This window comes from Pseudomonas sp. Lz4W, from assembly GCF_000346225.2.
GTDB lineage: Bacteria > Pseudomonadota > Gammaproteobacteria > Pseudomonadales > Pseudomonadaceae > Aquipseudomonas > Aquipseudomonas paraversuta.
Genome location: NZ_CP017432.1, coordinates 202,575 through 215,887, shown reverse-complemented (window position 1 = coordinate 215,887; position 13,313 = coordinate 202,575). Strand labels below are relative to the sequence as shown.

The following is a 13,313-nucleotide window of genomic DNA, read 5'->3' as shown; positions in this document are numbered from 1 at the left end:
GGGTGAATGACATCGGCGGTTTTATTGCCGGCAATTGCGCTCGGAGCCTTAAGAATCAAGGCTCTTCCCTTGAAAGCCTGCCCCGGATCTTGCCAGACTACCCGCCGGCTTTAGTCATCCTGAGATCAGGTCGCTGAATCGGTGGTTTAAAAGAACAATTGGAGCATTACAGATGAAGGCATCAGGTTTTAAAAAAGCTGGCAAGACCCTTCTCGCCCTGTCCTTGATGGGGGTGATGGCTGGGGCAGTTCAAGCCGCGGACAAGGTTCTGCACATCTACAACTGGTCCGACTATATCGCGCCCGATACCGTCAAAAAGTTTGAAGACCAGACCGGTATCAAAGTGGTTTACGACGTGTTCGACAGCAACGAGACCCTCGAGGCCAAACTGCTGGCGGGCAAGTCCGGCTACGACATCGTCGTGCCATCCAACAATTTCCTGGCCAAGCAGATCAAGGCCGGGGTTTACCAGGAACTGGACCGCTCCAAGCTGCCAGACTGGAAAAACCTCGATCCTGCGTTGCTCAAGGCCGTTGGCGATGCCAGCGACAAAGACAACAAACACGCGTTCCCGTACATGTGGGGCACTATCGGTATCGGCTACAACCCCGAGAAGGTCAAAGCCGCACTGGGCGTCGATACCATCGATTCCTGGGACGTGCTGTTCAAGCCGGAAAACGCTGCCAAGCTGAAAAGCTGTGGCATCAGTTTCCTCGACTCGCCGACCGAAATGATCCCGGCCGCCCTGCACTACCTGGGCTACCCGACCGACTCCCAGGACAAGAAGCAACTGGCTGAAGCCGAAGCACTGTTCCTGAAGATTCGTCCTTCGGTGGGCTACTTCCACTCGTCCAAGTACATCTCTGACCTGGCCAACGGCAATATCTGCGTAGCCGTGGGTTACTCGGGCGACCTGGAACAGTCCATCTCCCGTGCCAAGGAAGCCGGCGGCAAGGTCAAACTGAAATATGCGATTCCGAAAGAAGGCGCCGGCAGCTTCTACGACATGGTCGCCATTCCCAAGGATGCCGAGAACGTTGATGCCGCTTACGCCTGGATGAACTTCCTGATGCAGCCAGAAATCATGGCTGAAATCACCAACAGCGTGCGTTTCCCGAACGGTAACAAGGCTGCAACGCCGCTGGTGAATAAAGACATCTCCGGTGACCCGAGCATTTATCCATCGGATGAAGTGAAAGCCAAACTGTATGCCATCAGCGATTTGCCGCCTGCAACCTTGCGCCTGCTGACTCGCAGCTGGACCAAGATCAAATCCGGTAAATAAGGTCCCTTTGCAGGAGCGCACTTGCTCGCAAGCTGTTCAGATCCCCGGGATCGCCAGCAAGCTCGCTCCTGCAGAAGGGCAAAATCACGGAAAATCATGGCTTTAGGGCAATAAATCGCAGAAAACTTTGCCGTGTCGGTTTATCGAGGGTAAGTTGCGCGCCGGTTTTGTCTTTGCCAGCTCTGCTGCCGTGTGACGCGGGCCACCGAGGCCCGACTATTTAGAGGACCACCACGTGTCTACATCCTTGTTTCGCAAGACCCTGCTGGTCGGAGCTGGTTTGACGCTTGCCGTCAGCGTTCAAGCGGCACCCACCGTGCACATTTACAACTGGTCGGACTACATAGCCCCGAACACACTGGCCGATTTCGAAAAGACTACCGGCATCAAACCGGTGTATGACGTCTTCGACTCCAACGAAACCCTGGAAGGCAAACTGCTGGCAGGCCGCACCGGTTACGACGTGGTCGTTCCGTCGAACCACTTCCTGGGCAAGCAGATCAAAGCGGGCGCATTCCAGAAGCTGGACATGTCGCAACTGCCTGACTACTCCAACCTGGACCCGGTCCTGCTCAAGCGTCTGCAGGCCAATGACCCGGGTAACCAGTACGCGGTGCCGTACCTGTGGGGCACCAACGGTATTGGCTACAACGTCGATAAGGTCAAGGAAGTACTGGGCGTAGATTCCATCGACTCCTGGGACCTGGTGTTCAAACCCGAGAACATGAAGAAGCTGCAATCGTGCGGCGTGGCTTTCCTGGACTCGGCCGATGAAATGCTGCCCACCGTGCTCAACTATCTGGGCCTGGATCCAAACAGCACCAACCCCAAAGACTACAAAAAAGCTGAAGCTACCCTGATGTCGGTGCGTCCTTACGTCACCTACTTCCATTCTTCCAAATACATTTCCGACCTGGCCAACGGCAACATCTGTGTTGCGATCGGCTTCTCCGGTGATGTATTCCAGGCCAAGGCACGTGCCGAAGAGGCCAAAAAAGGCGTCAACATCGCCTATATCGTTCCCAAGGAAGGCGGCGCCCTGTGGTTTGACATGCTGGCGATCCCCAAGGACTCCGGCAACGTCAAGGAAGCCCACGCATTCATCAATTACCTGCTCAAGCCTGAAGTGATTGCCCAGGTCAGCGATTATGTTGGCTATGCCAACCCTAATCTTGCCGCAGACAAAGTGATGGACGAGTCCATCCGTACCGACGAAGCGGTTTACCCGACCCAGGCGGTGCTGGACAAAACTTACGTTTCAACCGAACTACCCCCGAAAACGCAACGTCTGATGACGCGCACGTGGACCAAGGTCAAGACGGGTAAATAACTCGCAAGACCACCTATCCAAGGCCCGACCCTATTGATCGGGCTGCTAAATTTGTTGGGAGTTTCGTAAATGGCTGTTGCCTCCGGCGCCTATAAGAAAGCCCTCGAGGGCGACCACACCCCTAAACAGGTGTTGGTCAAAATCGACCGGGTCACGAAGAAATTCGACGAGACGATTGCCGTGGACGATGTGTCCCTGGAAATCAACAAAGGCGAGATCTTCGCCATGCTCGGCGGATCGGGATCGGGCAAATCCACCTTGCTGCGCATGCTCGCCGGTTTCGAGCGCCCAACAGAAGGCCGTATTTTCCTGGATGGCGTAGACATCACTGACATGCCGCCCTATGAGCGGCCGATCAACATGATGTTCCAGTCCTACGCCCTGTTCCCGCACATGACCGTGGCCCAGAACATCGCCTTTGGCCTCAAGCAGGACAAGATGTCCTCTTCGGAGATCGATGCCCGGGTAGGCGAAATGCTCAAACTGGTGCACATGACCCAGTACGCCAAGCGCAAGCCCCATCAACTGTCCGGCGGTCAGCGTCAGCGTGTGGCCCTGGCCCGTTCGCTGGCCAAGCGTCCGAAGCTGCTGCTGCTCGATGAGCCGATGGGCGCACTGGACAAAAAACTGCGTTCGCAAATGCAGCTCGAGCTGGTGGAAATCATCGAGCGCGTCGGCGTGACCTGCGTCATGGTGACCCACGACCAGGAAGAGGCCATGACCATGGCCCAGCGCATTGCGATCATGCACCAGGGCTGGATCGCCCAGATCGGCAGCCCGATCGACATCTATGAAACGCCGGTCAGCCGTCTGGTCTGCGAATTCATCGGCAACGTCAACCTGTTCGACGGTGAAGTGGTGGACGACGCCGAAGGCTATGCGCGCATCAACTGCCCGGAGCTGGAGAACGACATCTACGTGGGTCATGGTGTGAGCACCTCGGTAGAGGACAAACACACGACCTACGCGATCCGTCCGGAAAAAATGCTGGTCACCACCGAAAAGCCGACCTGTGAATACAACTGGTCGCGGGGCAAGGTGCATGACATTGCCTACCTGGGTGGCCACTCGGTGTTCTACGTTGAACTGCCCGGCGGCAAGATCGTCCAGTCGTTTGTCGCCAACGCCGAGCGCCGCGGCGCGCGTCCGACCTGGGACGACGAAGTTTACGTCTGGTGGGAAGACGACAGCGGCGTGGTACTGCGCTCATGAACCTTCGAAAATTCAAGCGCCGCCTGCAACGAATAACCCCCGGTGGCCGGCATATGGTCATCGGGATTCCATTCCTGTGGCTGTTCCTGTTTTTCATGCTGCCGTTCTTCATCGTCCTGAAGATCAGCTTCGCCGAAGCCGACGTGGCGATTCCGCCGTACACCGAGATCTACAGCTACGTTGACCAAAAGATTCAGCTGCTGCTGAACCTGGGCAACTACGCGATGCTGGGTGACGACGAGCTGTATATCGCCGCTTACCTGGGCTCGCTGAAGATGGCTTTCTTCAGCACCGCGTTGTGCCTGCTGATCGGCTATCCGATGGCCTATGCCATTGCCAATGCGCGCAAAGAGATGCAGACCGTGCTGGTGCTGCTGATCATGATGCCGACCTGGACTGCGATCCTGATCCGCGTTTACGCGTGGATGGGCATTCTCAGCAACAACGGCCTGCTCAATGGTTCCTGATGTCGATGGGCTGGATCAGCGAACCGCTGCAGATCCTCAACACCAACATCGCGGTGTATATCGGCATCGTCTATTCGTACCTGCCGTTCATGATCCTGCCGCTGTACGCCAACCTGGTGAAACACGACCACAGCCTGCTGGAAGCCGCGTCCGACCTGGGCTCGAGCACCTTCAACAAGCTTCTGGAAAATCACCGTTCCGCTGTCCAAGAACGGCATCATCGCCGGCTGCATGCTGGTGTTTATCCCGGTGGTGGGCGAGTTCGTGATCCCGGAACTGCTGGGCGGCCCGGAAACCCTGATGATCGGTAAAGTGCTGTGGCAAGAGTTCTTCAACAACCGTGACTGGCCGGTAGCCTCTGCGCTTGCCGTGGTAATGCTGGCGATCCTGATCGTGCCAATCATCCTGTTCAACCGCAGCCAGGCTAAAGAACTGGAGGGCAAGATATGAATCGCTTCCGTTTTTCCAGCTTTATGCTGGTCGCAGGCTTGTTGTTCATCTACCTGCCGATGCTGATTCTGGTGATCTACTCGTTCAACGCTTCCAAGCTGGTGACGGTGTGGGGCGGCTGGTCGCTGAAGTGGTACGTGGGCCTGCTGGACAACACGCAACTGATGGGCTCGGTGATGCGCTCGCTGGAAATCGCCCTGTACACGGCGATTGCAGCGGTGGCGCTGGGGACCCTGGCAGCATTCGTGCTGACCCGCATCAGCCACTTCAAGGGCCGCACGCTGTTCGGCGGCCTGGTAACTGCACCGCTGGTGATGCCTGAGGTAATCACCGGTCTGTCGCTGTTGCTGCTGTTCGTGGCCATGGCGCAAATGATCGGCTGGCCCCAGGAACGCGGGATCGTCACCATCTGGATCGCCCACACCACGTTCTGTTCGGCCTATGTGGCCGTGGTGGTGTCGTCGCGCTTGCGCGAGCTGGACCTGTCGATCGAAGAGGCGGCCATGGACCTGGGCGCCAAGCCGTGGAAAGTGTTCTTTTTGATCACCATCCCGATGATTGCGCCGTCACTGGCGGCGGGCGCCATGATGTCGTTCGCCCTGTCCCTGGATGACCTGGTACTGGCCAGTTTCGTGTCCGGGCCGGGTTCCACCACCTTGCCGATGGAAGTGTTCTCGGCGGTACGTCTGGGGGTCAAACCCGAGATCAACGCCGTGGCCAGCCTGATTCTGCTGGCGGTGTCGCTGGTGACCTTCCTGGTGTGGTTCTTCAGCCGCCGCGCCGAAGAACACCGCAAAAAGGCGATCCAGCAAGCCATCGACGAAGCCTCGGCCGAGTCCTGGAAACAACCTGATGTACGCCGTCCGAAATCGCCCACAGCGGCATAAGACAGCGCCATAAAAAACCTCGCCTCATGCAAAGGAGGCGAGGTTTTTTTATGGCTGGAAACAACTTGCAGGAGCAGAGGGGTATGCGGGTCAGGGCTTGGCCACTTTCCACGCACCGTCCATTTTGCCGTCGCCAGTCTTGTCACCGGCTTGCTTGTCCATGACAAAGGTGTACAGCGGCTTGCCGTCATAGGCCCATTGCTGGGTGCCGTCATCACGCTTGACCATGGTCCACTTGCCCATGTTGTTATGGTTGCCCTCGACCATCAGTGGCGGCCAGTTGGTGGCGCATTTGTCGTTGCACATCGATTTGCCGTCCGCATCCTTGGCGAAGGTGTAGAGCGTCATGCCTTTGTGGTCGACCAGCATGCCGTCTTTGGCCATTGCCGGATCAGCCGCGAACGCCAGGCCCGGCAGGGCCAATGCAGCAGCGACCACTAAAGCTTTCAGGGAAAAAGAGCTGCGAATCATCGGAATCGTCCTTTTGTGGTTGTACGATTTGAACTCAAAGCGTAGTTCAGTAACCTGCATCCCGTGGGCAACACCCAGGACTGTCACACGACTGCAATAATTCCGTTATCTAATGCGCCACAAGACAGTTAAATGACACGAGGATTACGGCATGGCTGGCAGGAGCATTTTGATTGTTGATGACGAGGCACCGATCCGCGAAATGATTGCAGTAGCCTTGGAAATGGCAGGCTACGACTGCCTTGAAGCCGATAATGCCCAGGATGCCCATGCCATCATCGTTGACCGCAAACCGGACCTGATCCTGCTGGACTGGATGCTGCCCGGCGGCACTTCCGGCATTGAACTGGCCCGCCGCCTCAAGCGCGAAGAGCTGACCAGCGACATCCCGATCATCATGCTCACCGCCAAAGGTGAAGAGGACAACAAGATCCAGGGCCTGGAAGTCGGGGCTGACGACTACATCACCAAACCGTTCTCGCCCCGTGAACTGGTGGCCCGCCTCAAAGCCGTGCTGCGCCGTGCCGGACCTGCCGACAGTGAGTCACCCATTGAGATTGGCGGTTTGCTGCTCGACCCCATCAGCCACCGCGTCACCATCGACGGCACCCCTGCCGAGATGGGCCCTACCGAATATCGCCTGCTGCAGTTCTTCATGACCCATCAGGAACGTGCCTACACCCGCGGCCAACTGCTCGATCAGGTGTGGGGCGGCAACGTGTACGTGGAAGAGCGCACCGTGGACGTTCACATCCGCCGGCTGCGCAAAGCCCTCGGCGAGGCTTACGAAAATCTGGTACAAACCGTGCGCGGCACCGGCTACCGGTTTTCGACCAAAGCTTAAAAGCAGCAGCACGTCATCAACTGCAACCTGAAGGTCCGGAGCTGTCTGGCTCCTGGCTTGACGCTTGTAACTTGAGGCTTGCAGCTCACAACTGGACTTGTGATCTTGAATCAAAATTGGCATGGCACTCTGATTCGTCATTTGCTGCTTCTGGTCGCCGGCTGCTTGCTGGTCGGGCTGATCAGTGGTTATTACGGCTGGAGCATGGCAATCGGCCTGGCGTTCTATCTGGGCTGGACCCTCAAGCAGTTGCTGCGCCTGCATAAATGGCTGCGCCAGCACAAACCCGATGAAGCGCCCCCCGACGGCTATGGCCTGTGGGGCGATGTGTTTGACAGCATTTACCACCTGCAACGCCGTGATCAAAGGGCACGCGGGCGCCTGCAAGCGGTCATCGATCGCGTGCAGGAGTCTACGGCAGCCCTCAAGGACGCTGTGATCATGCTCGACAGCGACGGCAACCTCGAGTGGTGGAACCGCGCCGCAGAGACCTTGCTGGGCCTTAAAACGCCTCAGGACAGCGGCCAGCCGGTCAGCAACCTGGTGCGCCACCCGCGTTTCAAGGAGTACTTCGAGCAGGGCAGCTATGCCGAGCCGCTGGATATCCCCTCGCCGATCAATGATCACCTGCGCATCCAGCTCTACATCACCCGCTACGGCAACAACGAACACCTGATGCTGGTGCGCGACGTCACCCGTCTGCACCAGCTCGAACAAATGCGCAAAGACTTCATCGCCAACGTCTCCCACGAACTGCGCACCCCGTTGACGGTGATCTGCGGTTACCTGGAAACCCTGCTCGATAATGTCGATGACGTGAACCCGCGCTGGAAACGTCCGCTTTCGCAAATGCAGCAACAGGGCGAGCGCATGCAGACCCTGCTCAATGACCTGCTGCTGCTGGCCAAGCTGGAAGCCACGGATTACCCCTCGGACAACCAGCCGGTGGCCATCGATACCCTGTTGCGCTCGATCAAGGGGGATGCCCAGGCATTGTCCGGGCAACGCAACCAGACCATCAGTCTGGAGATCGAGGCCGATGTGGCGCTCAAAGGCAGCGAAGCCGAATTGCGCAGTGCTTTTTCCAATCTGATATTCAACGCGGTCAAATACACCCCCGATGGCGGCAGTGTGAAAATCCGCTGGTGGGCCAACGCCGCGGGCGCGCACCTTAGCGTGCAGGACTCGGGCGTGGGCATCGACAATAAACACCTGCCGCGCCTGACCGAACGTTTCTACCGTGTCGACTCCAGCCGCAACGCCAGCACCGGCGGTACCGGACTCGGCCTGGCCATCGTCAAGCATGTGCTGCTGCGCCATCGAGCAAGTCTGGAAATCAACAGCGTGCTGGGACATGGCAGCACTTTTACCTGCCATTTCGCCCCGGCGCAGGTGACAAAACCCGGCCTCCCGCCACTGACCGACTAGCCGCCATGGCCTTTACCCACTAGGCAAGGGCCGCCTCAGCCGCTACATTGCTCGGCGTCAGTCTGCGTAGCAGACTCGAACCTCCCCATTTTTTGAAACAACGGAACCATTAAAACTCCATCATGGACCCTTCCCCTGGCTTGACCCTCGCCACACTCTTCGCCGACTTCGGCATGATTCTTTTTGCACTGGTCCTGGTTTTGCTCAACGGTTTCTTCGTTGCGGCGGAATTTGCCATGGTCAAACTGCGCTCGACCCGGGTCGAGGCCATCGCGGACGTGAACGGCTGGCGCGGACAGATCCTGCGTACCGTACACAACCAGCTCGATGCTTACCTTTCTGCCTGCCAGCTGGGTATCACCCTGGCGTCGCTGGGCCTGGGCTGGGTCGGCGAACCGGCGTTCGCCCATATTCTGGAGCCTGTACTGGGCGCCATGGGCGTCGAGTCGCCCGAAGTGATCAAGGGCGTGTCGTTCTTTGCCGCCTTCTTCATCATTTCTTACCTGCACATCGTGGTCGGTGAACTGGCGCCCAAATCCTGGGCCATCCGTAAACCCGAGACCCTGTCGCTGTGGACAGCCGTGCCGCTGTACCTGTTCTACTGGGCCATGTACCCGGCGATTTACCTGCTCAACGCCAGCGCCAACGCCATTTTGCGGATTGCCGGCCAGGGTGAACCCGGCGCCCATCACGATCACGCTTACAGCCGTGAAGAACTGAAGCTGATCCTGCACTCCAGCCGCGGTCAGGACCCGAGCGACCAGGGCATGCGTGTCTTGGCCTCGGCAGTGGAAATGGGCGAACTGGAAGTGGTCGACTGGGCCAATTCCCGCGAAGACCTGGTGACCCTGGACTCCAAGGCGCCGCTGAAAGAAATCCTGGCGCTGTTCCGTCGCCACAAGTTCAGCCGCTATCCGGTCTACGACGCCGAGAGCAACACCTTCCTGGGCCTGCTGCACATCAAGGACCTGCTGCTGGAACTGGCCGACCTTGAGCACTTGCCCGAGACCTTCAACCTGGAAGAGCTGACCCGGCCGCTGGAGCGTGTATCGCGCCACATGCCGCTGTCGCAGCTGCTGGAGCGGTTCCGCAAGGGCGGCGCGCACTTTGCCCTGGTGGAAGAAGCAGACGGCAAGGTGGTTGGCTACCTGACCATGGAAGACGTGCTGGAAGTACTGGTGGGCGACATCCAGGACGAACACCGCAAGGCCGAGCGCGGCATTCTGTCGTACCAGCCCGGCAAACTGCTGGTGCGCGGCGACACGCCACTGTTCAAAATCGAGCGCCTGCTGGGTGTCGACCTTGACCACATCGAAGCCGAGACCATTGCCGGTCTGATCTACGACACCCTCAAGCGGGTGCCGGAAGAAGAAGAGAAGCTGGAAGTTGAAGGCCTGCGCATCATCATCAAAAAGATGAAAGGCCCAAAAATCGTCCTGGCCAAAGTCCTCAAGCTGGATTAATACCTGCCCCCCTATACCTGCAGGAGCAAGCTCGCTCCTGCAGGATCAGGTCCCCGCGTCAGAATATTCACCGGCGACAGCTGGCTGAAAGAATTCCCCTCTAGCATCCCGTCACCTCCGGCAACAGACCGGCCGGCCTGACAGCACCCCCATCGCTGCCAGCGCCCAATAAACAACAATAACAACGGTGACTTTTATGCTGACCTTCCTTGGCTTTGCCATGGTCATTACGTTCATGTACCTGATCATGACCAAGCGCCTGTCGGCGCTGATTGCCCTGATCCTGGTACCCATCCTGTTCGCAGTATTTGGTGGCTTCGCACCCAAGATCGGTCCGATGATGCTCGAAGGCATCACCAAACTCGCCCCCACCGGGGTGATGCTGATGTTTGCCATCCTCTACTTTGCCCTGATGATTGACTCCGGGCTGTTTGACCCCGCCGTACGCAAGATCCTCAAGCTGGTTAAAGGCGACCCGCTGAAAATCGCCGTGGGCACCGCGGTACTGGCGCTGGTGGTCTCACTCGACGGCGACGGCGCGACCACCTACATGATTTGCGTGGCCGCCATGCTGCCGCTCTACAGCCGGATTGGCATGAGCCCGCGAATCATGGCCGGCTTGATCATTCTGGCCGGGGGCGTGATGAACATGACGCCCTGGGGAGGCCCGACCGCCCGCGCCGCCAGCGCCTTGCATGTCGACCCTTCGGACATCTTCGTGCCGATGATTCCAGCGATGCTGGCAGGCTGCGTGGCCATCCTCGCAATTGCCTGGTTCTACGGCCTGCGTGAGCGCGCACGCCTGGGCGAGTTGCACCTGCAGGGCGACGAAATTGATCACAGCGAAATCAGCGTCTCGCAGTTCCCGGACGCCCGCCGGCCAAAACTGATCTGGTTCAACGGTGCCTTGACCCTGCTGCTGATGGTCACCCTGATCGCCGGCCTGCTGCCTTTGCCCGTGCTGTTCATGGTCGCGTTCAGTATCGCGATGATCGTCAATTACCCTTGCCTGCAACAGCAAAAGGATCGCGTCGCAGCCCATGCCGGCAGCGTACTGGCAGTGGTCGGGCTGATTTTTGCCGCGGGCATTTTCACCGGCATCCTGTCGGGCACCGGCATGGTCGACGCCATGTCCAAAAGCCTGCTGGCCGTGATCCCGCCGGCACTCGGGCCTTATCTGGCGGTGATTACCGCACTGGTGAGCATGCCGTTCACCTTCTTCATGTCCAACGATGCGTTCTACTACGGCGTGTTGCCGGTACTGGCCGAAGCCGCCAGCCACTACGGGATTACGGCCGCCGAAATGGCCCGCGCCTCGATCGTGGGCCAGCCGGTTCACTTGCTCAGCCCGTTGGTGCCCTCCACCTACTTGCTGGTAGCCCTGGCCGGCATCGAATTCGGTGACCACCAGCGCTTCACCCTCAAATGGGCGGTACTGGTGTGCCTGTGCATCATGGTGGCGGCCCTGTTGCTGGGAACATTCCCGTTGTACAGCAGCCTCTGACCCGGCAGGGGCCGGGCCGGGTTGCCAGCGATAGATTCAGCTCGGTTTATCCGCAAGACCGAGGTGCTGCCATCGCTGGCAAGCCGGCGCCCACAGGTGCCTGGACCGGGCGAATGTTTCAGAAATGTTTCAAGACCTCGCGAGCTATGCGATGCTGGCGCTCAGCTCAATTGCCGACTACAGCTTAAGAAACGTCTGTAGAAATGATCCGCAGCTATTTGATCCTTAGGTACATCCTTTACAGGGAGCCAGCATGCTGACCCTGCTCAACCTGCTTTCCGCCGTGACCTTGCTGATTTGGGGCACGCATATCGTGCGTACCGGCATCTTGCGGGTCTACGGCACAAACCTGCGTCATGTCATCGGGCAGAACGTGTCCAAGCGCATGCTGGCCTTTGTCGCCGGTATTGTGGTCACGGCCATGGTGCAGAGCAGTAACGCCACCGCGATGCTGGTCACCTCATTTGTCGGCCAGGGGCTGATGACCCTCACTCCCGCGCTGGCAACCATGCTCGGCGCAGACGTCGGTACGGCCTTGATGGCACGGGTGCTGACCTTCGACCTGTCATGGCTGTCACCGCTGCTGATTTTCCTCGGGGTGATCTTCTTCCTGTCGCGCAAGCAAACCCGTGCCGGGCAGCTGGGCCGGGTCGGGATCGGCCTGGGCCTGATCATTCTGGCCCTGCAACTGATAGTCGAAGCCGCCGGCCCCATTACCCACGCCCAAGGGGTAAAGGTGATTTTTGCCTCGCTGACCGGCGACCTGCTGCTCGATGCCCTGGTCGGTGCCCTGTTCGCGATGGTGTCCTACTCCAGCCTGGCCGCCGTGCTGCTGACCGCAACCCTGGCCGGTGCCGGGGTAATCAGTCTGCACGTGGCGATCGGCCTGGTGATCGGTGCCAATATCGGCAGCGGCGTGCTGGCGCTCATCAGCACCAACATGCAAAACACCGCCGGGCGTCAGGTGGCGTTGGGCAGCCTGCTGTACAAGCTGATCGGCTTGCTGCTGATCATGCCCGTGCTCGATCCGCTCGTGGCCTGGATGGACAGCCTCAACTACAGCGCACAGGAACTGGTCATCGGCTTTCACTTGCTCTACAACACCGTGCGCTGTTTCTTGATGTTGCCTACCGTAGGGCTGATGGCGCGAATCTGCGCCTGGCTGCTGCCTGAACGCGAGCAAGCCAACGGCGCCATCAAGCCGCGCCATCTCGACCCTGCTGCGCTCGACACACCGAGCCTGGCACTGACCAACGCGGTGCGCGAAACCCTGCGTATCGGCGACCTGATCGACACCATGCTGGTCAACACCCTTGACGTACTGCGGGGCAAGCAAACGGCCGTGACCCAGCAGATGCGCACCCTGAGCGATGAGGTCGAGGTGCTGTACAGCGCGGTCAAACTCTACCTGGCACAAATGCCCCGGGAAGACTTGAGCGAACAGGACAGCCGCCGCTGGGCAGAAATTATCGAGCTGGCGATCAACCTCAAACTCGCCAGCGACCTGATCGAACGCATGCTGCGTAAAGTCCAGCAGCAGAAAACCTCGCAACGCCGCTCGTTCTCGGAAATGGGCCTGGAAGAACTGGTGGGCCTGCAAACCCAGTTGATCGAAAACCTGCGTCTGGGGCTGACCGTATTCCTCAATGGCGACCCGCAAAGTGCGCGCCAGCTACTGCGTGAAAAACGCCGCTTCCGCGCCCAGGAACGGCGCCTGGCCCACGCCCACGTCAACCGTCTGCAACGCAAGATCACCCAGAGCATCGAGACCAGTTCAGTGCACCTGGAGCTGATCGCAGACATGAAACGCCTTAATTCGCTGTTTTGCGGCAGCGCCTATGCGGTGCTGGAAACAGCCGATATCGGGGCGCTGGAACTGGATGACGCGGATGACACCCCGCATTTGCCTTGAACGTTGCGCGCCGGGTTGTTGTCAGTCTGTAAGCAGCGACTAACCTGCACCGACTGCTGC

10 protein-coding genes and 1 pseudogene are annotated in these 13,313 nt (G+C 58.9%); 10 read left to right on the top strand and 1 reads right to left on the bottom strand.

Going from position 1 to position 13,313, the window contains the following annotated elements; all coding sequences use genetic code 11:
* Positions 1 to 172 precede the first annotated feature (172 nt).
* The 5 genes and pseudogenes from B195_RS01025 to B195_RS01005 all read left to right on the top strand — a co-directional run bounded on the left by B195_RS01025 (position 173) and on the right by B195_RS01005 (position 5,631).
* The gene (locus B195_RS01025) at positions 173 to 1,285 is read left to right on the top strand and encodes a polyamine ABC transporter substrate-binding protein (protein ID WP_003444615.1); all 1,113 of its coding nucleotides are present in this window, start codon (positions 173 to 175) and stop codon (positions 1,283 to 1,285) included.
* 235 nt (positions 1,286 to 1,520) lie between these two features.
* A complete protein-coding gene (locus B195_RS01020) occupies positions 1,521 to 2,615 on the top strand; it encodes a polyamine ABC transporter substrate-binding protein (protein ID WP_003444617.1) in 1,095 nt (364 codons plus the stop codon).
* A 69-nt stretch (positions 2,616 to 2,684) separates the two neighbouring features.
* Positions 2,685 to 3,827, top strand: a complete 1,143-nt coding sequence (locus B195_RS01015; RefSeq protein WP_010657423.1) for an ABC transporter ATP-binding protein — start codon at positions 2,685 to 2,687, stop codon at positions 3,825 to 3,827.
* A pseudogene (locus B195_RS01010) lies at positions 3,824 to 4,744 on the top strand (ABC transporter permease subunit). The gene B195_RS01015 and the pseudogene B195_RS01010 overlap by 4 nt, the downstream one beginning before the upstream one ends.
* A complete protein-coding gene (locus tag B195_RS01005; protein ID WP_060781708.1) occupies positions 4,741 to 5,631 on the top strand; it encodes an ABC transporter permease subunit in 891 nt (296 codons plus the stop codon). Before B195_RS01010 ends, B195_RS01005 begins: the two are co-directional and overlap by 4 nt.
* A gap of 90 nt (positions 5,632 to 5,721) precedes the next feature.
* Here B195_RS01005 and B195_RS01000 read toward each other — a convergent pair whose 3' ends face one another.
* The gene (locus B195_RS01000) at positions 5,722 to 6,102 is read right to left on the bottom strand and encodes a hypothetical protein (protein ID WP_003437533.1); all 381 of its coding nucleotides are present in this window, start codon (positions 6,100 to 6,102) and stop codon (positions 5,722 to 5,724) included.
* 151 nt (positions 6,103 to 6,253) lie between these two features.
* On the opposite strand from B195_RS01000, the gene phoB reads away from it, so the two are divergent.
* The 5 genes from phoB to B195_RS00975 all read left to right on the top strand — a co-directional run bounded on the left by phoB (position 6,254) and on the right by B195_RS00975 (position 13,253).
* A complete protein-coding gene (phoB, locus tag B195_RS00995; protein WP_003437538.1) occupies positions 6,254 to 6,946 on the top strand; it encodes a phosphate regulon transcriptional regulator PhoB in 693 nt (230 codons plus the stop codon).
* A gap of 99 nt (positions 6,947 to 7,045) precedes the next feature.
* Positions 7,046 to 8,374, top strand: coding sequence for a phosphate regulon sensor histidine kinase PhoR (gene phoR, locus B195_RS00990; protein WP_177412991.1), 1,329 nt, complete (start codon positions 7,046 to 7,048; stop codon positions 8,372 to 8,374).
* Between the two features lie 122 nt (positions 8,375 to 8,496).
* The gene (locus tag B195_RS00985; RefSeq protein ID WP_003437542.1) at positions 8,497 to 9,837 is read left to right on the top strand and encodes a hemolysin family protein; all 1,341 of its coding nucleotides are present in this window, start codon (positions 8,497 to 8,499) and stop codon (positions 9,835 to 9,837) included.
* Between the two features lie 196 nt (positions 9,838 to 10,033).
* Positions 10,034 to 11,341: a CitMHS family transporter gene (locus B195_RS00980; protein WP_003437544.1), complete on the top strand. Its 1,308-nt coding sequence runs from the start codon at positions 10,034 to 10,036 to the stop codon at positions 11,339 to 11,341.
* Between the two features lie 253 nt (positions 11,342 to 11,594).
* The gene (locus tag B195_RS00975) at positions 11,595 to 13,253 is read left to right on the top strand and encodes a Na/Pi cotransporter family protein (RefSeq protein WP_003437547.1); all 1,659 of its coding nucleotides are present in this window, start codon (positions 11,595 to 11,597) and stop codon (positions 13,251 to 13,253) included.
* Positions 13,254 to 13,313: the final 60 nt, after the last annotated feature.

Excerpts from the sequence above, each read along its gene's own strand:
- B195_RS01025 (WP_003444615.1), top strand. The coding sequence starts at position 173 with ATGAAGGCATCAGGTTTTAAAAAAGCTGGCAAGACCCTTCTCGCCCTG.
- B195_RS01015 (WP_010657423.1), top strand. The coding sequence starts at position 2,685 with ATGGCTGTTGCCTCCGGCGCCTATAAGAAAGCCCTCGAGGGCGACCAC.
- B195_RS01005 (WP_060781708.1), top strand. The coding sequence starts at position 4,741 with ATGAATCGCTTCCGTTTTTCCAGCTTTATGCTGGTCGCAGGCTTGTTG.
- B195_RS01000 (WP_003437533.1), bottom strand. The coding sequence starts at position 6,102 with ATGATTCGCAGCTCTTTTTCCCTGAAAGCTTTAGTGGTCGCTGCTGCA.
- phoB (WP_003437538.1), top strand. The coding sequence starts at position 6,254 with ATGGCTGGCAGGAGCATTTTGATTGTTGATGACGAGGCACCGATCCGC.
- B195_RS00985 (WP_003437542.1), top strand. The coding sequence starts at position 8,497 with ATGGACCCTTCCCCTGGCTTGACCCTCGCCACACTCTTCGCCGACTTC.
- B195_RS00980 (WP_003437544.1), top strand. The coding sequence starts at position 10,034 with ATGCTGACCTTCCTTGGCTTTGCCATGGTCATTACGTTCATGTACCTG.
- B195_RS00975 (WP_003437547.1), top strand. The coding sequence starts at position 11,595 with ATGCTGACCCTGCTCAACCTGCTTTCCGCCGTGACCTTGCTGATTTGG.